The sequence below is a fragment of the Pseudomonas sp. R19M genome, assembly GCF_050312585.1.
Classification (GTDB): domain Bacteria; phylum Pseudomonadota; class Gammaproteobacteria; order Pseudomonadales; family Pseudomonadaceae; genus Aquipseudomonas; species Aquipseudomonas palleroniana.
The window spans coordinates 1-23,371 of sequence record NZ_JBNPJV010000020.1; the positions used below are offsets into that span (position 1 = coordinate 1).

At 58.9% G+C, this 23,371-nt stretch carries 19 protein-coding genes; 2 read left to right on the forward strand and 17 right to left on the reverse strand.

Annotated elements, in window-relative coordinates; genetic code table 11:
* Positions 1-66: 66 nt before the first annotated feature.
* The 17 genes from ACQRBT_RS02840 to rpsB all read right to left on the reverse strand — a co-directional run bounded on the left by ACQRBT_RS02840 (position 67) and on the right by rpsB (position 19,396).
* Positions 67-1,014, reverse strand: coding sequence for an acetyl-CoA carboxylase carboxyltransferase subunit alpha (locus ACQRBT_RS02840; RefSeq protein ID WP_060754049.1), 948 nt, complete (start codon positions 1,012-1,014; stop codon positions 67-69).
* A gap of 128 nt (positions 1,015-1,142) precedes the next feature.
* On the reverse strand, positions 1,143-4,664 hold the full coding sequence (gene dnaE / locus ACQRBT_RS02845; RefSeq protein WP_412046668.1) for a DNA polymerase III subunit alpha: 3,522 nt from the start codon (positions 4,662-4,664) through the stop codon (positions 1,143-1,145).
* Between the two features lie 76 nt (positions 4,665-4,740).
* Positions 4,741-5,373, reverse strand: a complete 633-nt coding sequence (rnhB, locus tag ACQRBT_RS02850) for a ribonuclease HII (protein WP_090366388.1) — start codon at positions 5,371-5,373, stop codon at positions 4,741-4,743.
* Positions 5,370-6,509, reverse strand: coding sequence for a lipid-A-disaccharide synthase (lpxB, locus tag ACQRBT_RS02855; protein WP_412046669.1), 1,140 nt, complete (start codon positions 6,507-6,509; stop codon positions 5,370-5,372). Before lpxB ends, rnhB begins: the two co-directional genes overlap by 4 nt.
* A gap of 2 nt (positions 6,510-6,511) precedes the next feature.
* Positions 6,512-7,288, reverse strand: a complete 777-nt coding sequence (gene lpxA, locus ACQRBT_RS02860; protein WP_060754045.1) for an acyl-ACP--UDP-N-acetylglucosamine O-acyltransferase — start codon at positions 7,286-7,288, stop codon at positions 6,512-6,514.
* The gene (gene fabZ / locus ACQRBT_RS02865; protein ID WP_003172281.1) at positions 7,285-7,725 is read right to left on the reverse strand and encodes a 3-hydroxyacyl-ACP dehydratase FabZ; all 441 of its coding nucleotides are present in this window, start codon (positions 7,723-7,725) and stop codon (positions 7,285-7,287) included. Before fabZ ends, lpxA begins: the two co-directional genes overlap by 4 nt.
* A 111-nt stretch (positions 7,726-7,836) precedes the next feature.
* Positions 7,837-8,892: a UDP-3-O-(3-hydroxymyristoyl)glucosamine N-acyltransferase gene (gene lpxD / locus ACQRBT_RS02870; protein ID WP_060754044.1), complete on the reverse strand. Its 1,056-nt coding sequence runs from the start codon at positions 8,890-8,892 to the stop codon at positions 7,837-7,839.
* Between the two features lie 3 nt (positions 8,893-8,895).
* Positions 8,896-9,399: an OmpH family outer membrane protein gene (locus ACQRBT_RS02875; RefSeq protein ID WP_060754043.1), complete on the reverse strand. Its 504-nt coding sequence runs from the start codon at positions 9,397-9,399 to the stop codon at positions 8,896-8,898.
* A 45-nt stretch (positions 9,400-9,444) separates the two neighbouring features.
* Complete coding sequence (bamA, locus tag ACQRBT_RS02880) at positions 9,445-11,832, reverse strand: outer membrane protein assembly factor BamA (protein ID WP_411984431.1); 2,388 nt, start codon at positions 11,830-11,832, stop codon at positions 9,445-9,447.
* A 74-nt stretch (positions 11,833-11,906) separates the two neighbouring features.
* Positions 11,907-13,259 (reverse strand): sigma E protease regulator RseP, encoded by a 1,353-nt coding sequence (gene rseP / locus ACQRBT_RS02885; RefSeq protein ID WP_205344422.1) that lies wholly within the window; start codon positions 13,257-13,259, stop codon positions 11,907-11,909.
* A 53-nt stretch (positions 13,260-13,312) separates the two neighbouring features.
* The gene (gene ispC / locus ACQRBT_RS02890; RefSeq protein WP_412046670.1) at positions 13,313-14,503 is read right to left on the reverse strand and encodes a 1-deoxy-D-xylulose-5-phosphate reductoisomerase; all 1,191 of its coding nucleotides are present in this window, start codon (positions 14,501-14,503) and stop codon (positions 13,313-13,315) included.
* Positions 14,500-15,309 carry a phosphatidate cytidylyltransferase gene (locus ACQRBT_RS02895; RefSeq protein WP_412046671.1) on the reverse strand — a complete coding sequence of 270 codons (810 nt, stop codon included), beginning with the start codon at positions 15,307-15,309 and terminating at the stop codon, positions 14,500-14,502. The genes ispC and ACQRBT_RS02895 overlap by 4 nt, the downstream gene beginning before the upstream one ends.
* Positions 15,310-16,065 (reverse strand): polyprenyl diphosphate synthase, encoded by a 756-nt coding sequence (uppS, locus tag ACQRBT_RS02900; RefSeq protein WP_060754038.1) that lies wholly within the window; start codon positions 16,063-16,065, stop codon positions 15,310-15,312.
* A gap of 17 nt (positions 16,066-16,082) precedes the next feature.
* Entirely contained in the window at positions 16,083-16,640 is a 558-nt protein-coding gene (frr, locus tag ACQRBT_RS02905) for a ribosome recycling factor (protein WP_017529696.1), read from the reverse strand.
* Positions 16,637-17,380, reverse strand: a complete 744-nt coding sequence (gene pyrH / locus ACQRBT_RS02910) for a UMP kinase (protein WP_060754037.1) — start codon at positions 17,378-17,380, stop codon at positions 16,637-16,639. Before pyrH ends, frr begins: the two co-directional genes overlap by 4 nt.
* A gap of 211 nt (positions 17,381-17,591) precedes the next feature.
* Positions 17,592-18,455 (reverse strand): translation elongation factor Ts, encoded by an 864-nt coding sequence (tsf, locus tag ACQRBT_RS02915; RefSeq protein ID WP_060754036.1) that lies wholly within the window; start codon positions 18,453-18,455, stop codon positions 17,592-17,594.
* 203 nt (positions 18,456-18,658) lie between these two features.
* Complete coding sequence (gene rpsB, locus ACQRBT_RS02920; protein WP_003172263.1) at positions 18,659-19,396, reverse strand: 30S ribosomal protein S2; 738 nt, start codon at positions 19,394-19,396, stop codon at positions 18,659-18,661.
* Between the two features lie 388 nt (positions 19,397-19,784).
* Between rpsB and map the strand changes: the two genes are divergently transcribed.
* Together map and ACQRBT_RS02930 are read left to right on the forward strand one after the other, a co-directional pair.
* Entirely contained in the window at positions 19,785-20,567 is a 783-nt protein-coding gene (gene map / locus ACQRBT_RS02925) for a type I methionyl aminopeptidase (RefSeq protein WP_198762320.1), read from the forward strand.
* Between the two features lie 64 nt (positions 20,568-20,631).
* A complete protein-coding gene (locus ACQRBT_RS02930) occupies positions 20,632-23,334 on the forward strand; it encodes a [protein-PII] uridylyltransferase (RefSeq protein WP_060754034.1) in 2,703 nt (900 codons plus the stop codon).
* The last annotated feature ends 37 nt before the right edge of the window (positions 23,335-23,371 follow it).

Below are 23,371 nucleotides of genomic sequence, written 5' to 3' on the forward strand. Positions count from 1 at the left end.
GGACCCATTGACTGACACTCCGCAATCGGGAGCAAGCCCCCTCCCACATTGAGTATTGCGACGCTCTTACAGGCCGTAGCTCATCAGGCGCTCATAACGACGGGTCAGCAGCGCTTCGTTATCCAGCTTCTTGAGCATCGCCAGTTGCGAACCCAGTTCGGCGCGGATGGTCGCAGCAGCGGCAGCCGGGTCGCGGTGAGCGCCGCCCAATGGCTCGGCGATCACTTTATCCACGATACCCAGGCCTTTGAGGCGATCGGCAGTAATGCCCATGGCTTCGGCAGCGTCCGGCGCCTTTTCTGCGGTTTTCCACAGGATCGAGGCGCAACCTTCCGGCGAGATCACCGCGTAGGTCGAATACTGCAGCATGTTCAACTGATCGCAAACGCCAATGGCCAATGCGCCGCCGGAGCCCCCTTCACCAATCACAGTCGCGATGATCGGAGTTTTCAGGCGGGCCATGACGCGCAGGTTCCAGGCAATCGCTTCGCTCTGGTTGCGCTCTTCAGCGTCGATACCCGGGTAGGCGCCCGGCGTGTCGATGAAGGTCAGGATCGGCATTTTGAAGCGCTCGGCCATTTCCATCAGGCGGCAAGCCTTGCGATAGCCTTCCGGACGCGGCATGCCGAAGTTGCGGCGCACCTTCTCGCGGACTTCACGGCCTTTCTGGTGACCGATCACCATGACCGGCTGGTCATCCAGGCGAGCGATACCACCAACGATGGCGGCGTCATCCGAGAAGTGGCGGTCGCCATGCAGCTCGTCGAACTCGGTGAAGATGTGCTGGATGTAGTCCAGAGTGTATGGGCGACGCGGATGGCGAGCCAGGCGTGCGATCTGCCAGCTGGTCAGCTTGCCGAAGATGTCTTCGGTCAGCGTCTTGCTCTTGTCTTGCAGGCGGGAGATTTCATCGCCGATATTCAGCGAATTGTCATTGCCGACCAGGCGCAGTTCTTCGATCTTGGCTTGCAGGTCAGCGATCGGCTGTTCGAAATCAAGAAAATTCGGGTTCATAAGCGTCCGTCTTGGGTCGACGGCCAAGGAGTGCCTGGCCAGCCGGTTGTCTATTCGCGCCCTACCTTAAGGGAGAGGCGCGTTTAGGTCGAGATTAAATGTTCAGCCGAGGTCAGGTGTGCTGACCATCAGCGGTATTGGAGGAAGACGTTGTCTCGCCCGAACTGGTCACGCAAAGCTTGAATCAAGCCATCCGCCGGATCAATTCGCCACGTCTCGCCAAATTGCAACATCGCCTTGGCGTCGTTGCCGGTGTATTCCATGGTCACAGGGCAAGCGCCACGGTGACGCTTGAGCAAATCACCCAACCAGCGTAGCTGATCGCCCTTGAGCGCTTCGGTCTTGACCTTCAAGCGCAGGCTTTCGGCCAGGTTGGTACGGGCATCTTCCATACTCATGACCCGCTTGATCCGCAGGCGCAGGCCACCGGAGAAGTCATCGTTACTGACCTCCCCTTCCACCACCACCATGGCATCGGTCTGCAGCAACGATTGCGCCGAGTGGAACGCATCGGCAAACAGCGACGCCTCGATTCGCCCCGAGCGGTCGTCGAGGGTGATAAAGCCCATCTTGTCGCCCTTCTTGTTCTTCATCACCCGCAGGGCGATGATCATGCCGGCGACGGTCTGGGTGTCGCGTGCCGGCTTCAGGTCGATAATACGCTGACGGGCAAAACGACGGATCTCTCCTTCGTATTCGTCGATCGGGTGACCGGTAAGGTACAGACCCAAGGTGTCTTTCTCACCCTTGAGACGCTCCTTGAGGGTCAATTCCTTGGCCTTGCGGTGGTTCGCGTACACATCCGCATCTTCTTCGACGAACAGCCCCCCAAACAGGTCCGCATGGCCACTGTCGTGGGTGCGGGCAGTCTGTTCGGCGGCCTTGATCGCCTCTTCCATGGCGGCCAGCAGTACTGCCCGGTTGCGGTCGATATTGGCCTGGTAAGCCTTCGGCTCATCATGGAAATAGGGGCCGAGACGGTCAAGTGCGCCACTGCGAATCAGGCCATCGAGGGTACGTTTGTTGATGCGCTTGAGGTCAACCCGCGCACAGAAGTCGAACAGATCCTTGAACGGCCCGTCCTGCCGCGCTTCGGTGATCGCTTCCACCGGGCCTTCGCCGACCCCCTTGATCGCGCCCAGGCCATAGATGATGCGGCCTTCGTCGTTCACCGTGAACTTGAACTCCGAGGCGTTCACGTCCGGCGCGTCGAGGCGCAGCTTCATGGTGCGCACTTCCTCGATCAAGGTCACGACCTTGTCGGTGTTGTGCATGTCCGCCGAAAGTACCGCAGCCATGAAGGGCGCCGGGTAGTGGGCTTTCAGCCAGGCGGTCTGGTACGACACCAGGCCGTAGGCGGCGGAGTGGGATTTGTTGAAGCCATAACCGGCGAACTTTTCCACCAGGTCGAAAATGTTACCGGCCAGGTCGGCATCAATATTATTGGTGGCACACCCCTCAATGAAACCACCGCGCTGCTTGGCCATTTCCTCCGGTTTTTTCTTACCCATGGCGCGACGCAGCATGTCCGCACCACCCAGGGTGTAGCCCGCCATCACCTGGGCAATCTGCATCACCTGTTCCTGATACAGGATGATGCCGTAGGTCGGTGCCAGTACTGGCTTGAGGCCCTCGTACTGATAATCGGAGTGCGGATATGCCAGCTCGGCACGCCCGTGCTTACGGTTGATGAAGTCATCCACCATGCCCGATTGCAGCGGCCCCGGACGGAACAGGGCCACCAGTGCGATCAAGTCTTCCAGGCAGTCGGGCTTGAGCTTTTTGATCAGCTCCTTCATGCCCCGGGATTCAAGCTGGAATACTGCCGTGGTTTCGGCTTTTTGCAGCAACGAATAGGTCGGCTTGTCATCCAGCGGGATAAACGCGATATCCAGCGGCTCCTCGCCGGCCTTGGCGCGGTCGCGGTTGATCGTCTTGAGCGCCCAATCGATGATCGTCAGGGTCCGCAGGCCCAGGAAGTCGAACTTCACCAGGCCGGCGGCTTCCACGTCGTCCTTGTCGAACTGGGTAACCAGGCCGTCGCCTTCTTCATCGCAGTAGATCGGCGAAAAGTCGGTGAGTTTGGTCGGTGCGATAACCACGCCACCGGCATGTTTACCCACGTTACGCACCACACCTTCGAGCTTGCGGGCCATGTCCCAGATTTCGGCGGCCTCTTCATCAACCTTGATAAAGTCGCGCAGGATTTCTTCCTGCTCGTAGGCTTTTTCCAGCGTCATGCCGACTTCGAACGGGATCATCTTCGACAGGCGGTCCGCCAGGCCGTAAGACTTGCCCTGTACGCGCGCCACGTCACGGATTACCGCCTTCGCCGCCATGGAACCGAAAGTGATGATCTGGCTTACAGCGTTGCGGCCGTATTTCTCGGCCACGTACTCGATCACGCGGTCACGGCCATCCATGCAGAAGTCGACGTCGAAGTCGGGCATGGACACCCGTTCCGGGTTCAGGAACCGCTCGAACAGCAGGTCATACTCCAGCGGGTCGAGGTCGGTGATCTTCTGTACATAAGCCACCAGCGAGCCGGCGCCTGAGCCTCGGCCCGGGCCAACCGGCACGCCGTTGTTCTTGGCCCACTGGATAAAGTCCATCACGATCAGGAAGTAACCGGGGAACCCCATCTGGATAATGATATCCAGCTCGAAATTCAGCCGATCCACGTAGACCTGGCGCTTGGCCTCGTAATCTTCGGTGGTGTCCTTGGGCAGCAGAACGGCCAACCGCTCTTCCAGGCCATCGAACGACACCTTGCGGAAGTACTCATCGATGGTCATGCCATCGGGAATCGGGAAGTTGGGCAGGAAGTGCTTGCCCAGTTTCACTTCAATGTTGCAGCGCTTGGCGATCTCGACGGAGTTTTCCAGGGCCTCGGGCAGGTCGCTGAACAGCTCGGCCATCTCCTCGGCACTTTTGAGATATTGCTCTTCGCTGTAGTTTTTCGAGCGGCGCGGGTCATCCAGCGCCCGGCCTTCACCGATGCACACGCGGGTTTCGTGGGCCTCGAAATCTTCTCGCTTGATGAAACGCACATCGTTGGTCGCCACCAGCGGTGCGCCCAACTTGTCGGCCAGCGCCACTGCGGCGTGCAGGTGTTCTTCATCGTTAGGCCGATTGGTACGCTGGACTTCCAGGTAAAAACGGTCGGGGAAGACCTGCATCCACTCTCGAGCCAGTACTTCGGCTTCCTGGGGGTTGCCACCGAGCAGCGCAATGCCGATCTCGCCTTCCTTGGCGGCCGACAGCATGATCAGCCCTTCGCTGGCCTCGGCCACCCACTCGCGCTCGATGATGATCGAGCCATTGCGCTGGCCGTCGATAAAACCACGGGAAATCAGTTCGGTGAGGTTGCGATAACCCACGCCGTTCATCGCCAGCAGGCTGATGCGGCTCAGGGGGTTATCCGGGTCTTTGTTGGACAGCCACAGGTCGGCGCCGCAGATCGGCTTGATGCCGGCGCCCATGGCGTTCTTGTAGAACTTGACCAGGGAACACATGTTGTTCTGGTCGGTCACCGCCACCGCAGGAATGTTCATGCCCACCAGGGTTTTGACCAGCGGTTTGATCCGTACCAGGCCATCGACCAGGGAGTATTCAGTGTGCAGGCGTAGGTGAACGAATGAAGCCGGCATAGTGATCCTGTCTAGATACGTGGAAACAACAAGGCCCGGATTGTACCGGGCCTTGAGCGAAACATCAGCCTCGCGACTACACCTCGCTGAGGCTCTCCCGCGCCTCGTAAGCCAGGCGCACCGGGGCGAACGAGCGACGATGGATCGGCGTAGGCCCCAGACGGGCCAAGGCTTCCAGATGAACGGGCGTTGGGTAACCCTTGTGACCACCGATGCCATAGCCGGGGTAGATCAATTCGAAAGCCGCCATTTCACGGTCTCGGCTGACCTTGGCCAGGATTGAAGCCGCCGCAATAGCAGGCACCTTGCTATCACCCTTCACCACCGCTTCCGACGGCATCGCCAGTTTCGGGCAGCGATTACCATCGATCATCGCCATCTTTGGCGTGATGTGCAGGCCCTCCACCGCACGCTGCATGGCAAGCATGGTGGCGTGCAGGATGTTCAGCTCATCGATTTCCTCGACCTCGGCCCGGGCGATATGCCAGCTCAGGGCTTTCTCACAGATCTCGTCGTAGAGCTTTTCGCGGCGCGCTTCGGTGAGTTTCTTCGAATCGTCAAGCCCCAGGATCGGACGGTTCGGGTCAAGAATGACGGCCGCCGTAACGACGGCGCCGCACAGCGGCCCGCGCCCTACTTCATCAACGCCGGCCACCAGCTCATCGGCTTGGGCAACCAGGCTGAAATCCAGGCCCATTTGCGTCTTCATAGGGTTTCCTGTCGATGGCCGATCAAGGTGAGCACGGCATCCGCCGCCTGGTTCGACGCATCACGGCGCAACTTGCGGTGAATATCGTCAAAGCCACGGGTCTGCTCTTCGCCACCCTCTATCAAGGGAAGTACGGTCTGCGCCAGGGCTTCAGGGGTCGCGTCGTCCTGTAGCAACTCCGGCACCAACAGGCGCTGGGCCAGCAGATTGGGCAAGGAGATGTAGGGACTTTTGACCATGCGCTTGAGAATCCAGAACGTCAGTGGTGCAAGACGATAGGCCACTACCATCGGACGCTTGTACAACAACGCCTCGAGAGTGGCAGTGCCTGAAGCGATCAGCACCGCATCACAGGCCGCGAGCGCGAGGTGCGACTGACCATCCAGCAGCGTCAGCGGTAAGTTGCGACCGTCAAGCAAGGCCTCGATCTGCGTACGACGTTGCGGGCTGGCACACGGCAGCACGAAGCGCACACCCGGTTTCAAGACCATCAAGCGCTCGGCGGCATCAAAAAACAGCGCGCCCAGCCGCCCGACTTCACCACCGCGGCTGCCCGGCATCAGTGCAACCAGCGGGCCATCGGCCAAGCCCAGCTCGGCACGCGCCGCTGCGCGATCGGCCTGCAGAGGGATGGTGTCGGCCAACGTGTGACCCACAAAGCGCACCGGTACACCCTTCTCTTCATAGAATCGGGCTTCGAAGGGCAGCAAGGTCAGCATCAGGTCGCAGCCTTCGCGGATCTTCAGCACGCGCTTTTGCCGCCATGCCCACACGGACGGGCTGACGTAATGCACGGTCTTGATCCCGGCCTGGCGCAATTTGAGCTCGATGTTAAGGGTGAAGTCCGGCGCGTCGATTCCGATAAAGACGTCGGGCTTTTCTTCAATCAGTGTCTGGATCAGCAGTTTGCGGCGAGCCAGCAGCTCGCGCAGTCGCCCCAGCACTTCCACCAACCCCATGACGGACAGGCGTTCCATGGGAAAGTAGGACGTGAGGCCCTCGGCCTGCATCAACGGCCCACCCACCCCGATAAACTCGACGGCAGGATGCTGGGCCTTGAGCGCACGCATCAGGCCTGCCCCCAGAATATCGCCGGAAGCTTCCCCGGCCACCAACGCTATACGCAGATTGGCCATGATTAACGGGTGATGCCGCGAGTCGACGCCTGGATCGAGTCCCGAAACACGGCCACTTCCGGAAACTGTGCAGCCGACTCGGCCAGTTCGGTCAATGCCTGCTCAACCGTCAGCCCCTGGCGGTAGACCACCTTGTAGGCACGACGCAGGGCATGGATCTGGTCTTCGCTGAAACCACGACGGCGCATGCCTTCGAAGTTCATGCTGCGGGCTTCGGCCGGGTTGCCGAATACCGTGACGAATGCCGGAACATCCTTGCCGATTGCGGTCCCCATGCCGGAAAAGGCGTGGGCACCGATATGGCAGTACTGATGGACCAGGGTGAAGCCGGACAGAATTGCCCAGTCGTCAACGTGCACATGGCCTGCCAATGCAGTGTTGTTGACCAGGATGCAGTGGTTGCCGATCACGCTGTCATGGCCGATATGCGCATAGGCCATGATCAGGTTGTGATCACCCAAGGTGGTCTCGGCACGATCCTGCACGGTGCCACGATGAATGGTCACACCTTCACGGATGATGTTGTGGTCACCGATTACCAGGCGTGTTTCTTCACCCTTGTACTTCATGTCGGGGGTGTCTTCGCCTACCGAGGAAAACTGGTAGATACGATTATGCTTACCAATGCGCGTCGGGCCTTTGAGGATCACATGCGGCCCGATGACAGTCCCCTCGCCGATTTCAACACCTGCGCCGACGATCGACCAAGGGCCGACCTCAACGTCGGCGGCCAGTACGGCCGACGGATCGATGATTGCGCGAGGGTCAATCAAACTCATAGTTTGCGTTCCGCACAGATGATCTCAGCCGAGCACACCGGCTTGCCATCCACCGAGGCCTGGCATTCGAACTTCCAGATCTGGCGTTTGCAACTGATGAACTTGGCTTCCAGGATCAACTGGTCGCCCGGCGTGACCGGATTGCGGAAACGCAGTTTGTCGGAGCCCACGAAATAGTAGAGCGTGCCGTCGGCAGGCTTGAGGTCGAGCATTTTGAAACCAAGGATACCGGCAGCCTGGGCCATTGCTTCAATGATCAACACACCTGGCATGATGGGATGCGCGGGAAAGTGGCCGTTGAAGAACGGTTCGTTGATGCTGACATTCTTGTAGGCACGAATGCGCTTTTCCTCGACATTGAGGTCCACTACGCGGTCCACCAGCAGGAACGGGTAACGGTGAGGCAGGTATTCGCGAATCTCGTTGATGTCCATCATTTCGGGGGGAAGCCTGTAATAAAGATTGGGGGCGGGCGAACTAAAAGCACGCCCCGCTAGCAAATCAAGGAAGCCGCCCAGCGGCTGTGCACACTTGATATGGAAATGGTATCAGCCTTCTGATGAAGCATTACCGCCAGGGGTCACGTCTCCAACACGCTTTTCAAGCTGTTTGAGGCGTCGGGCCATGTCGTCAAGCTGTCTCAAGCGCGCTGCACTTTTACGCCACTCAGCCGCCGGCTGCATGGCGGTACCGGAAGAGTAGGCCCCTGGCTCGGTGATCGAGTGGGTGACCATGGTCATGCCGGTGATGAAAACGTTGTCGCAAATATCGATATGCCCCACCAGCCCTACGCCACCGGCGAGCATGCAATGCTTGCCGATTTTGGTGCTGCCGGAGATACCGACACACGCCGCCATGGCGGTGTGGTCGCCGATCTGCACGTTGTGGGCGATCTGGATCTGGTTGTCGAGCTTCACGCCGTTACCGATTACGGTATCGGCCAGGGCGCCACGGTCCACGGCGGTGTTAACGCCGATTTCCACGTCATCCCCAATCAAGACACCGCCAACCTGGGCAATCTTGTGCCAAACGCCTTTGGAATTGGCAAAGCCGAAACCTTCACCGCCGATCACTGCGCCCGACTGAATAACCACGCGTTCACCGATACGCACATCGTGGTAAAGGGTGACCCGCGGAGCCAACCAGCCATCGGCGCCGATTTCACAGCGCGCCCCGATAAAGCAATGGGCACCCACGGTGACGCCAGCGGCAATACGTGCGCCACTTTCGATCACGGCAAACGCACCAATGTTGGCAGCGGGGTCAACCTGGGCATCATCGGCAATCACCGCGCTGGGATGAATACCCCCGGCGGCCTTGGGCTTTGGATCGAACAGGTGCGACGCTTTCGCGTACGACAGGTACGGGTCGGCCACCACCAGCGCATCCCCGGCGTAACCCTCGGCATCAGCAGCCTTCAGCAACACGGCTGCGGCTTGGCAACCGACGAGGTACTTACGGTATTGAGGATTTGCGAGGAAGCTCAACTGAGCTGGGCCAGCCTCCTGCAAGGTGGCTAGCCCAGTGATTTCCTTCTCCGGGGAGCCGTGCAAGACGGCCCCCAGGAACTCGGCCAACTCGCCGAGCTTGATAGTCGCGGTCATGGGTTACTTCAGCTGGTTCATGCGCTCGATCACCTGGCGGGTGATGTCGTATTGAGGCTTGACGTCGATCACGGCGCCACGCTCGAACACCAGGTCAAAGGCACCTTTCTTGATGACTTCTTCCACAGCGCTGTCGAGTTTCGGCTTGAGCTGCTTGAGCATTTCACGGTCAGCAACGGCCTTTGCTTCGTTCAGCTCCTTGGACTGGAACTGGTAGTCACGGGCCTTTTGCTTGAATTCAAGTTCCAGACGCTCGCGCTCGGGCTGCTGCATCTTGTCGCCACCGGCTACCAGGCGATCCTGGATGCCCTTGGCGCTGCTTTCCAGGGTCTTGAGCTTGGTCAGCTGCGGACCGAATTTTTTCTCGGCATCCACGGCGTATTTCTTGGCCGCATCGGATTCCAGCAGAGCCATCTGATAGTTCAGGACGGCGATTTTCATTTCGGCGAAGGCCGGGGTGGTTACCAGCACAGTTGCCAGCAGAACCAATTGAGTCAACTTACGCACGATGCACTCCTACAGAATCCGTTGTCGTTATCTTGGGTCAGACGCTTAGAACGTCTGGCCGAGGGAGAATTGGAAAATCTGGGTTTCAGCGTTATCCGGTTTCTTGACCGGCATGGCCAGAGCAAAGCTCAACGGGCCCAATGCAGTCACCCATGTCACGCCAACACCCACGGAGCTCGCCAGGTTGCTGAAGCTCACATCATTACACTGCGTGTTGGACTTCGAACCATTCGGGTTGGTGACCTGCTCGCACTTGGAGTCGAACACGTTACCCACATCCCAGAAAACCGAAGTACGCAGGGAACGCTGGTCCTTGACGAACGGCAGCGGGAACAGAATCTCCGCACCACCCTGGATCAGTACGTTACCACCGAATGGCAATGGCTTATCGTCAGTGTCTTTCTGAGTCCCTACGTTACCCGTTTCGAGGACACCACGACTCGGCGTACCACGTGGACCCAGGGTACTGTCCTTGAAGCCACGAACCGAGTTGAAACCACCTGCATAGTAGTTCTCGTAGAACGGTAGACCACTGGTGGAACCATAGCCATCGCCATAACCAAGCTCAGTGTGCAGGCGCATGGTGTAGTTATCGCTCAGCGGCTGGAACAACTGGCCACGGTAGTCGAGCTTGAAGAACGACAGGTCGCTGCCCGGCGTAGTGGCTTCCAGCGTCAAGCTCTGGGAATGACCACGGGTCGCCAGCACGCCTTTGTTCAGGGTCGACTCGGACCAGCCGGCAGACGCCTTGAAGTTCAGGAACTGATCGCCTTCCTTACGGGTAAAATCAAAGATCTCATCCACGGTGTAAATACCGGTCTTGATCTTGTCCTGTTGCGCGGTCAGACCAAAGGTCAGACGCGAGGTCTCGCTGATCGGGTAACCAATGTTGGCACCCACACCCATGCTGTCGATTGCATAGCTTGCAACGTCGACGTCGAGGTCTTTGTAGTCAGTGGTGCGATAGAAGGCGTTGTAGCCCAGGCTCACACCGTCAGCAGTCCAGTAGGGGTCGGTATAACTGAAGTTATAACGGCTCTGGTATTCGCTTCGGGTCAGGCCGACAGACACACGGTTACCCGTACCGAGGAAGTTGTTCTGTGTGATCGAGCCACCCAGAATCAGGCCCGCGCTCTGTGCGAAGCCGACGCTGGCGGTGATCGAACCCGAGGCTTGCTCTTCAACGGCGTAGTTCACGTCAACCTGGTCATCCACACCTGGGACGGCCGGGGTTTCGACGTTGACTTCCTTGAAGAAGCCCAGGCGTTCAAGACGGGTCTTGGACTGGTCGATCAAGTAGGTCGACGCCCAGCCACCTTCCATCTGGCGCATTTCACGGCGCAGCACTTCGTCCGCAGACTTGGTGTTGCCACGGAAGTTGATGCGGTTCACGTAGGCACGCTTGCCCGGGTCGACCACGAAGGTAATGTCCACGGTGTGGTCATCATCATGCGGGGTCGGTACGCCGTTGACGTTGGCGAAGGTATAGCCTTCGTTACCCAGGCGACGGGTGATCAACTCGGACGTGGTGGTCATCAGCTTGCGCGAGAACACCTGGTCCTTCTGCACCAGCAACAGCGACTTCACCTGGTCTTCAGGTACTTTCAGGTCGCCGCTGAGCTTGACGTCACGAACCTTGTACTTTTCGCCTTCGTTGACGTTGACGGTGATGTAGACGTGCTTCTTGTCCGGGGTGATGGACACCTGGGTCGAAGCGATATCCATATTGATATAGCCGCGGTCCAGGTAGTAGGAGCGCAGACGTTCCAGGTCACCGGACAGTTTTTCACGGGCGTACTTGTCATCGTTCTTGAAGAACGACAGCCAGTTGGTGGTCTTGAGTTCGAACAGGTCGATCAGGTCTTCATCAGCGAACTTGGTGTTGCCCACCACGTTGATGTGCTGAATCGCCGCTACCGTACCTTCGTTGATGTTGACCTTCAGGCCGACACGGTTACGCGGTTGGGGGACGACTTCGGTTTCCACGGTCGCGGAGTAGCGGCCCTGGGCAACGTACTGGCGTTGCAGTTCGTTACGCACACCCTCAAGGGTAGCGCGCTGGAAGATCTCGCCCTCGGCCAGGCCGGATTGCTTGAGGCCCTTCATCAGGTCTTCAGTGGAGATCGCCTTGTTGCCCTCGATCGTGATACTGGAGATGGAAGGCCGCTCAACGACCGTGATAACCAGGACGTTGCCTTCGCGACCCAGCTGGATATCTTGAAAGAACCCGGTTTTGAACAGCGCACGAGTGGATTCCACCAGGCGACGATCATCAGCCTGTTCCCCGACGTTCAACGGCAAGGCACCAAAGACGCTACCTGCGGAAACCCGCTGGAGGCCGTTGACGCGAATATCGGAGATAGTGAAGGACTCGGCGTGAACTTCGGCGATCATCAATACGGTGAGAACCGCAGTTAGCAGCAGACGTTTCATGAAGTCCTTTCTTATTCCAACTGGCAATAAACAAACTGCCGCAAAATGCGGCAGATTCGCAATTCAGCGAAGCGTTACAGACGTCCCAGATCGTTGACCAGAGCTAACAACATCACTCCAACCACCAAACTGATACCGATCTGTATCCCCCAACCCTGCACCCGATCCGACAAGGGGCGACCACGCACCCACTCGACCAGATAAAACAGCAGATGCCCCCCATCCAGTACTGGAATAGGCAGCAAATTCAGAACCCCAAGGCTGATACTCAGATAAGCCAGGAAATTCAGGAAATCCGCGACACCCGACTGGGCAGAAGCGCCCGCCACTTTAGCAATGGTTATCGGCCCACTCAAGTTTTTTACCGAGAGCTCGCCGAACAACATTTTTTTGAGGGATTCGAGGGTCAGCACGCTCATGGTCCAGGTGCGTTTCGCGCCCTCGCCAATCGCGGCCAGCGGCCCGAAGCTGACCTCTCGCACCATCGATGGCGGCCACTCGACACCCTTGACCCCCGCCCCCAGGTAACCCCCGGCGGCCTTGGCCTCCCCACGAACCGACAAGGTTACGGGGACGTCGATTTGAGCACCATCACGCTCAACTTTCAGCACAATTTTGGTATCGGGCCGTACACGTACCAGATCGACCACTTGCTGCCAGTCACCGAGCACCTGGCCATCCAGGGCCAACAGGCGATCACCGGTTTTCAGACCTGCGGCCTGGGCCGGACCTTTCGGATCCAGCTCCGCCAGCACTGGCGGCAAAGCCGGTCGCCACGGACGAATCCCCAGGGACTTGATCGGATCAGGCTCATCCGCACCCTTGAGCCAATGATCCAGGGCCAGTTCGCGCGCGGTCTCAAGCGTGGAGTCCTGGTCGCGAACCACAACACTGACGGTACCGCTCTCGCCCAGACGCCGCACCAACTGCAAATTGACCGCCCCCCAACCGGTGGTTGGTTCGCCATCAATGGATACAATTTCCTGCCCCGCTACCAGGCCAGCCTTGGCCGCCATGCTGTCTGCGTCGACCGCGCCGATAACCGGACGCACCTGCTGACTGCCCAGCATGGCCAACACCCAGAAAAACACCATCGCCAACAGGAAGTTGGCGATCGGACCGGCGGCGACGATCGCGATACGCTGACGAACGGTCTTGCGATTGAAAGACTGGTCCAACTGGTCGGCCGGCACTTCACCTTCGCGCTCGTCGAGCATCTTGACGTAACCACCCAATGGTATGGCGGCAATCACGAACTCGGTGCCACGACGGTCATGCCAACGCAACAAGGGCATGCCGAAACCGACTGAAAAGCGCAGTACTTTGACGCCGCAACGACGCGCCACCCAAAAGTGGCCGAATTCGTGGAAGGTCACCAACACACCCAGAGCAACCAGGGTGCCGACAATCATATAAAGCGCACTCATCTAATTTCTCCGCCTTTCAATCCAGTGCCTGCGGGCTCAACCGCACCTACAGGCTAACGCGCATTGCGTTCCAACCATTGCTCGGCCAGGCCGCGGGCCTTCCTATCCGCTTCAAACACGGCGCCCAGGTCGTTGACAGCCACTACCGGCTCCCGAACCAGGACATCCTCGATAATACTCGCGATCTGCGGAAAACGGATGCGCCGCTCAAGAAAGGCCGCGACCGCCACCTCATTGGCCGCATTAAGCATCGCCGGCGCGCTGTTACCCGCCTCCACCGCCTCACGCGCCAGGCGCAGACAAGGAAAACGCTGCTCGTCCGGCGCCTCGAAGTCCAGGCGCGCAATTGCAAACAGGTCCAACGGCGCCACACCGGAATCAATGCGCTCCGGCCAAGCCAGGGCATTGGCGATGGGCGTACGCATGTCAGGGTTGCCCAACTGCGCCAGCACCGAGCCATCCACGTAATCGACCAGGGAATGAATCACACTTTGCGGGTGAACCACCACCTCGACCTGATCCGGCCGGGCATCAAACAGCCAGCAAGCCTCGATCAGCTCCAGCCCCTTGTTCATCATGCTCGCCGAATCCACGGAAATCTTGCGCCCCATGGACCAGTTGGGGTGTGCACAGGCCTGATCCGGAGAGACATGCTCCAACTCAGCCAGAGGCGTCTGCCGGAACGGCCCACCGGAGGCGGTCAACAGAATCCGACGCACACCAACCTGGCTCAAGCCACGGGAGAAATCACCCGGCATGCACTGGAAAATCGCGTTATGTTCGCTGTCGAGAGGCAGCAACACCGCGCCACTCTTGCGCACCGCCTGCATAAAGAGCGCGCCGGACATGACCAGCGCTTCTTTATTGGCCAGCAGAATCTTCTTGCCTGCATCGACCGCCGCCAGCGTCGGACGCAAACCCGCTGCACCGACAATGGCAGCCACGACGGTGTCCACTTCGGCATCGGCCGCCACCTGGCACAACCCCGCCTCCCCCACCAATACCTGAGTGGCAAGGCCGGCAGCGCGCAGGTCATCCTGCAAACCACGCGCCACCGCCGCCTCGGGCACCACAGCAAAGCGTGGCGAGTGGCGAACGCAAAGGGCCAGCAACTCGCTCAGGCGGGTAAAACCGGTCAGGGCAAATACTTGATAGCGATCGGGATGACGCGCAATCACATCCAGGGTACTCAGCCCTACCGAACCGGTCGCCCCCAGTACGGTGACTTGCTGCAGACGGCTCACGAGGCAGTCATCCACAACAACACGGCAAAGATCGGAATCGCCGCGGTGAGACTGTCGATACGGTCCAATACACCGCCATGCCCCGGAAGCAGGTTGCTGCTGTCCTTGATACCGGCCTGGCGCTTGAACATGCTTTCGGTGAGGTCACCCACCACCGAAATGAACACGACAATGGCCGTACCCAACAGCGCCAGGAAGATTTCCTTCACCGTCCAGTCGCGCACAACGCCGACCACCAGCGTGATCGCCAGCGTCAATGCGAGGCCGCCGTACACGCCTTCCCAGCTCTTGCCCGGACTGACCGCCGGCGCCAGCTTGCGCTTGCCGAAAGCCCGACCGGAGAAATAGGCGCCGATATCCGCGCCCCAGACCAATACCATCACCGCCATGATCAACCAGTTGCCCATGGACGCATTCTTGATCTCCACCAGACCTTGCCAGGCGGGCAGCAGGATCAACAAGCCGATCACCAGCTTGCATGCCACGCTGGACCACTGGCCACTGGTCCGTGGGTAGGTGAGCACCAGGTAGGTCGCCAGCGCCCACCACAGCACCGCCGCCCCCAACACCCAAGGCACGATGATGCTCGACAGGGTATGCATCAGGAACAGCGACAGCGCCACGAATGCCGCGTACGCCACACGTGGCGCCTGGGCATTGAAACCCGCCAGGCGCGCCCATTCCCAGGCCCCAAGTGTTACGACCAGGCCGATAAACAGCGCAAAGCCGGAACCGTCGAGCAGGAAAAAACCGCACAAGGCAATCGGCAGCAGGATCAGTGCCGTGATGATTCGTTGTTTAAGCATTTAAACCCGGGCTCCAGCTTCGATCTGCTCGCTCGTTTTACCAAAGCGACGCTGACGGGAAGCGAAATCGGCCAGCGCATTACGCATGGCATCGTGTTTGAAGTCCGGCCAGAACAGGTCGGAGAAGTACAACTCGGTGTAGGCCAACTGCCACAACAGGAAATTGCTGATGCGGTGCTCGCCACCGGTACGGATGCACAAGTCAGGCAACGGCAGGTCGCCGGTTACCAGGCAGGTTTGCAACAGTTCGGGCGTAATGTCTTCCGGCCGCAGATGCCCGGCCTGCACTTCGCGGGCCAGCCGTTGCGCAGCCTGGGCGATATCCCACTGGCCACCGTAGTTGGCTGCAATCTGCAGCACAAAACGGTTGGCGCCGGCAGTCATTGCCTCGGCTTCGCGCATGGCCGCTTGCAGTTCCGGATGGAACCGCGAGCGATCACCAATGATGCGCAGACTGATGTTGTTATCGTTGAGGCGCTTGGCCTCACGCCGCAGCGCCTTGAAGAACAGGTCCATCAAGGCACTGACTTCGTCGGCGGGCCGCTGCCAGTTCTCGCTGGAGAAGGCAAACAGCGTCAACACTTCAACCTTGGCTTCGGCACACACCTCAATCACGGCGCGCACCGCATCGACACCCGCTTTATGCCCGGCAACACCCGGCATAAAGCGTTTTTTCGCCCAGCGATTATTCCCATCCATGATGATCGCGACATGGCGCGGTACCACGGAGGGCACAGTCTGCTTGGTCTTTTCCATGAAGGCGTCCTGACCCCTTATACGGCCATCAGGTCCTTTTCTTTTTCCTCGGTAGCCTTGGTGATCTGCGCCTCGGCGTCCTTGGTCAACTTGTCGATATCGGCGACGGCACGACGCTCTTCGTCTTCGCTGATTTCCTTGTCCTTGACCAGCTTCTTCAGGTCACCCAGCGCATCGCGACGGATATTGCGCACGGCAACACGCGCATCTTCGGCTGCACTGCGGGCCTGCTTGGTGAAGCCCTTGCGGGTTTCTTCAGTCAGGGCCGGCATAGAGATCAACAGCAACTCACCCAGGTTGGTCGGGTTGAGGTTCAAGCCGGCGCTCTGGATGGCCTTGTCGACGGCGGCGAGCATGTTGCGCTCGAACGCCACGACTTGCAGGGTGCGCGAGTCCTTGACCGTCACGTTGGCCACGCCGCTCAGCGGAGTGTCAGTGCCGTAGTAAGGCACCATGACGCTGCCCAGAATGCTCGGGTGCGCCTTGCCGGTACGAATCTGGCCAAATGCGTGGCTCAGAGACTCCAGGGATTTCTGCATACGCGCTTGGGCGTCTTTCTTGATTTCGTTGATCATTGTTGGCCTTCCTCGATCAAAGTCCCTTCTGCGCCGCCGTGTACGATATTCAGCAGGGCGCCGGGCTTGTTCATGTTAAATACGCGCAGCGGCATCTGGTGGTCGCGGCACAGGCAAATAGCGGTCAGGTCCATCACGCCCAGCTTGCGATCCAGCACTTCATCGTAGGTCAGATGATCGAACTTCTCGGCATGCGGGTCTTTGAATGGGTCTGCGGTGTACACACCGTCCACCTTGGTCGCCTTGAGCACGACATCGGCATCGATCTCGATAGCGCGCAGGCACGCAGCCGAATCGGTCGTGAAGAACGGGTTGCCCGTGCCGGCAGCAAAGATCACCACTTCCTTGGAGTTCAGGTGACGCATGGCTTTACGACGATCATAGTGATCGGTCACGCCGACCATGGAAATAGCCGACATCACGATAGCCGAGATATTGGCACGCTCCAGGGCGTCACGCATGGCCAAGGCGTTCATCACAGTGGCCAGCATGCCCATGTGGTCGCCAGTGACCCGATCCATACCGGCGGCACTCAACGCCGCACCACGGAACAGGTTACCACCACCGATCACCAGGCCAACCTGAACACCGATACCGACCAACTGGCCGACTTCAAGCGCCATGCGATCGAGCACCTTGGGATCGATCCCGAACTCTTCCGAGCCCATCAGGGCCTCGCCGCTAAGTTTGAGTAGAATGCGTTTATAGCGAGCCTGATAACCACTGCCCTGCTGAGCCATTGCGAATCTCTCCTGCGGCGTATTTTTTAAAAAATTCTTGGCGAGCCGTTTACGGCTTGCGTTCACTCTAGCTGGACGCTATCACAGCGCCATCGGAACACGGCTTTGTAAGCCAGTTCCGAAAGGAAACCAAATAAAATTGGCCTTCCCATTTGAAAAGAGGCTGCGCGCGTGAGCGGGCAGCCTCTTTCGGCGACAGTTGAAAACTGTCTTATTGCTTGGCGGCAGCCAGCTGGGCAGCAACTTCTTCAGCGAAGTTGTCGACCGGCTTCTCGATGCCTTCACCTACTTTGAAGTAAGTGAAGGAAACGATTTCAGCACCGGCTTTCTTAGCCAGTTCGCCAACCTTGATTTCAGGGTTCTTGACGAACGCCTGCTCAACCAGGCTCGCTTCAGCCAGGAACTTGCTGATACGGCCTTTGACCATGTTCTCAACAATGTTTTCCGGCTTGCCGGCGATCTTGTCGGCGTTCAGGGTCAGGAACACGCCCTTCTCACGTTCGATCGCTTCAGCGGAAACTTCCGATGGCAGCAGGAACTCAGGGTTGGTTGCCGCTACGTGCATAGCGATGTCTTTGGCCAGCTCAACGTCGCCGCCCTTCAGAACAACGGCTACGCCGATCTTGTTGCCGTGCAGGTAGCCACCAACCACATCACCTTCTACGCGGGTCAGGCGACGGATGTTGACGTTTTCGCCAACCTTGCCGACCAGTACCAGGCGAGCTGCTTCTTGAGCTTCGATCAGAGGCTCAACGGTAGTCAGCTTGTCGGCAAACGCTTTTTCAACGCTTTCAGCAACGAATGCCTTGAAGTCGTCTTGCAGAGCCAGGAAGTCGGTCTGCGAGTTCACTTCCAGCAGCACTGCGGATTTACCGTCTTCTTTCAGCGCGATTGCGCCTTCAGCAGCCACGTTGCCTGCTTTCTTGGCAGCCTTGATGGCGCCGGAAGCACGCATGTCGTCAATGGCTTTTTCGATGTCGCCGCCAGCCTTGGTCAAGGCCTTTTTGCAATCCATCATGCCTTCGCCAGTACGCTCACGCAGTTCTTTAACCAACGCTGCAGTAATCTCTGCCATTTCAAAATCCTCTTGGATAGGTTTTCAACCATTCCACCCGATCAAACGGGCGTTCAATTCTTCCCGAATCTCCCTTGTAGGCCGCTGCACGTTACAGTCGCTATGTTGCACTGCCACAAGTGGGCGCCGACAAATGGTTTTCGAGGTGGCAAAAAGGGGGCCAAGCCCCCTTTTTGCTTACTGAGTCAACGCCAGGGCGTCAATTACTCAGCGGCAGCTACCGGAGCTTCTTCAGCGAACTGCTCGGTACCGCCAGCAACGTGGTTGCGACCACGGATTACAGCGTCAGCCATCGAACCCATGTACAGCTGGATAGCGCGGATTGCGTCATCGTTGCCTGGGATGATGTAGTCAACGCCTTCCGGGCTGCTGTTGGTATCGACTACGCCGATAACCGGGATGCCCAGCTTGTTGGCTTCGGTGATCGCGATGCGCTCGTGATCAACGTCGATTACGAACAGTGCGTCAGGCAGACCGCCCATATCCTTGATACCACCCAAGGAACGATCGAGCTTTTCCAGGTCACGGGAGCGCATCAGCGCTTCTTTCTTGGTCAGCTTGGCGAAAGTACCGTCTTCGGCTTGTACTTCAAGGTCACGCAGACGCTTGATGGAAGCACGGATGGTCTTGAAGTTGGTCAGCATGCCGCCCAACCAGCGGTGATCGACGTACGGCGAACCGCAACGTGCTGCTTCTTCAGCAACGATCTTGCCAGCGGAACGCTTGGTGCCGACGAACAGGATCTTGTTTTTGCCCTGGGCCAGACGCTCTACGAAAGTCAGAGCCTCGTTGAACATTGGCAGGGTTTTTTCAAGGTTGATGATGTGGATCTTGTTACGCGCGCCGAAAATGTACTTACCCATTTTCGGGTTCCAGTAACGGGTCTGGTGACCGAAGTGCACACCGGCCTTCAGCATATCGCGCATGTTGACTTGGGACATGATAGTTCCTTAATAAGTCGGGTTTGGCCTCCACGTATCCCAATGACCAACCAGCGGCATCAAGGCCTCCGGCACCCAGGTCATCGTGTCGACACGTGTGTGGATTTAAGCTTCACGGGGCATCCCCGGAAAGCGGCGCATTTTATACCACACGCAGTCAAAAAACGAAACCCGCAATGACATTTGCCGCCTATCGCCTATACCTGAGCCTTTGAATCGCGCCGGCAAGGCCCAACCTTATAGAGAGAAGCGATCATCAGAGGCTCATGATTTGACGCCATCGTCTGTTAGAATCGCGTTTCTTGGGGTTTGTGCGTTTTTTGTAACCTTTATTGCCGCACACCGTGAACCGTATTGATTTCAGCGCATCGCGCTAGAGAGAGCCTGTATGACCGTTACCTTGAAAACCGCCGAAGACATCGCAGGCATGCGCGTTGCCGGCAAACTGGCTGCCGACGTGCTGGAAATGATTGCCGAACACGTCAAGCCCGGCGTTACCACCGAGGCGCTGGACCGCATCTGCCACGACTATATCGTCAACGTCCAGAAGGCGATCCCGGCCCCACTGAACTACAAGGGCTTCCCCAAGTCGATCTGCACCTCGATCAACCATGTGGTCTGCCATGGTATTCCAGGCGACAAGCCGTTGAAAGACGGCGACACCCTGAACATCGACGTCACTGTGATCAAAGACGGCTACCACGGCGACACCAGCCGCATGTTCCACGTCGGCAACGTGCCGGTCTGGGCCGAACGCCTGTCCCAGGTCACCCAGGAATGCATGTACAAGGCCATTGAGATCGTCAAGCCCGGTTGCCGCCTGGGCGACATCGGCGAAGTGATCCAGAAGCACGCCGAAAAGAACGGCTTCTCGGTGGTTCGCGAGTTCTGCGGCCACGGCATCGGCAAGGTGTTCCACGAAGAGCCGCAGATATTGCACTACGGCCGTGCCGGCACCGGTATGGAGCTCAAGGCAGGCATGACCTTCACCATCGAGCCGATGATCAACCAGGGCAAGGCCGATACCAAGGTGCTGGGCGACGGCTGGACCGCCATCACCAAGGACCGCAAGCTTTCCGCCCAGTGGGAACACACCTTGCTGGTCACCGAAACCGGCTACGAGATCTTCACCCTGCGCTCGGACGACACCATCCCACGCATTTCGGCGTAAGGCCTGGTTTGGTTTTCCCAAACACTGTTGTGACCGACTGATAGATAGAAAGGAAAGCCAATCGATGCCCCAGGTGGACCCCGAACTCTTCGACCGTGGCCAGTTCCAGGCGGAGCTGGCATTGAAGGCAAGCCCCATCGCCGCCTTCAAGAAGGCTATCCGCCAGGCCCGCGAGGTGCTCGATGAGCGCTTTCGCAAAGGCCGGGACATCCGCCGGCTGATCGAGGACCGCGCCTGGTTCGTCGACAATATCCTGCAGAAAGCCTGGGAACAGTTCAGCTGGAGTGAAGACGCCGATATCGCCCTGGTGGCCGTTGGCGGCTACGGGCGCGGCGAATTGCACCCCTACTCCGACATCGATCTGTTGATCCTGATGGACGGCGCCGACCACGAGATCTTTCGCGACTCCATCGAGCGCTTTTTGACCTTGCTGTGGGACATCGGCCTGGAAGTCGGTCAGAGCGTGCGCTCGGTTGACGAATGCGCCGAAGAGGCCCGCGCCGACCTGACGGTAATCACCAACCTGATGGAAAGCCGCACCATCGCCGGCCCCGAACGTCTACGCCAGCGCATGCTGGAAGTCACCAGCACTGCACATATGTGGCCAAGCAAGGACTTCTTCCTGGCCAAGCGCGCCGAGCAGAAAGCCCGGCACCACAAGTACAACGACACCGAATACAACCTGGAGCCCAACGTCAAAGGCTCACCGGGCGGCTTGCGGGATATCCAGACCATTCTGTGGGTCGCCCGCCGCCAGTACGGCACCCTGAACCTGCGGGCACTGGCGGGTGAAGGCTTCCTCGTCGAGAGTGAGAACGCGCTGTTGGCGTCCTCCCAGGAATTCCTGTGGAAAGTACGTTACGCCCTGCACATGCTCGCCGGACGCGCCGAAGACCGTCTGCTGTTCGACCATCAACGCTCCATCGCCGCCCTGCTGGGCTTTGAAGGCGAAGACGCGAAGACCAGCATTGAAAGCTTCATGCAGCAGTACTACCGCGTCGTCATGAGCATTGCCCAGCTCAGCGACCTGATCATCCAGCACTTCGAAGAAGTGATCCTGGCTCCCGATGACGAAGCGCCGCCGCAACCGATCAATGCACGCTTCCAGCTGCACGATGGCTATATCGAGGCACGCAACGATTACGTGTTCCGTCGTACCCCGTTCGCGATGCTGGAGATTTTCGTACTGATGGCCCAGCAGCCGGAAATCAAAGGCGTACGCGCCGATACTATCCGCCTGCTGCGAGAAAACCGTCACCTGATCGACGACGAGTTTCGCAACGACATCCGCAACACCAGCCTGTTTATCGAACTGTTCAAGTGCAAGATCGGCATCCACCGCAACCTGCGCCGGATGAACCGTTACGGCATTCTCGGGCGCTATCTGCCGGAGTTCGGTTTTATCGTCGGGCAGATGCAGCATGACCTGTTCCACATATATACCGTAGACGCCCACACCCTGAACCTGATCAAGCACCTGCGTAAGCTGCAGTACACTCAGGTGTCGGAGAAATTCCCGCTGGCCAGCAAGCTCATGGCCAAGCTGCCCAAGCCCGAGTTGATCTACCTGGCGGGCCTGTACCACGACATCGGCAAGGGCCGGCATGGCGATCACTCGGAAATCGGTGCGGTGGATGCCGAGGCCTTTTGCCAGCGCCACCAATTGCCGCTGTGGGACAGCCGCCTGATCGTCTGGCTGGTGCAGAACCACCTGGTCATGTCGACCACGGCCCAACGCAAGGACTTGTCCGACCCGCAGGTGATCCACGACTTCGCCGGCATCGTGGGTGATGAAACCCGTCTCGACTACCTCTATGTGCTGACCGTCTCCGACATCAATGCCACCAACCCCACGTTGTGGAACTCGTGGCGCGCCAGCCTGCTGCGCCAGTTGTACACCGAGACCAAGCGCGCCCTGCGCCGTGGCCTGGAAAACCCGGTGGACCGCGAAGAACAGATCCGCCGCACCCAAAGCGCGGCCCTGGACATCCTGGTGCGCGGTGGCAACGACCCCGACGACGTCGAGCAGCTCTGGTCGCAACTGGGCGATGACTATTTCCTGCGCCACACCGCCGGCGATGTGGCCTGGCACACCGACGCCATCCTGCAGCAGCCGGCCGATGGCGGCCCGCTGGTGCTGATCAAGGAAACCACCCAGCGCGAATTCGAAGGCGGCACACAGATCTTCATCTATGCGCCGGACCAACACGACTTCTTCGCCGTGACGGTGGCCGCCATGGACCAGCTCAACCTGAACATCCATGACGCCCGGGTCATCACCTCCAGCAGCCAGTTCACCCTCGACACCTATATCGTGCTCGATACCGATGGCGACTCGATTGGCGATAACCCGGTGCGAGTGAAAAAGATCCGCGAAGGCCTGACCGAAGCCCTGCGCAACCCTGCCGACTACCCGACGATCATCCAGCGCCGGGTACCGCGCCAGCTCAAGCACTTTGCCTTTGCGCCCCAGGTCACCATCTCCAACGACGCCCAGCGCCCGGTCACCGTACTGGAGCTCAGCGCGCCGGACCGTCCCGGTCTGCTGGCACGTATCGGCGGGATTTTCCTGGAGTTCGACCTGTCGCTGCAGAACGCCAAGATTGCGACCCTGGGCGAACGCGTGGAAGACGTGTTCTTCATCACCGATGCCGACAACCACCCGTTGTCCGACCCCGAGCTGTGCCTGCGCTTGCAGGAGGCCATCGTGCAGCAACTGAGCGTGACCCAGGAACCCGGTGTCGAACTGACACGCCTGACCTTTTGAATTTTTAACTTTGTGAACACGATCCCACAGGTCGGTG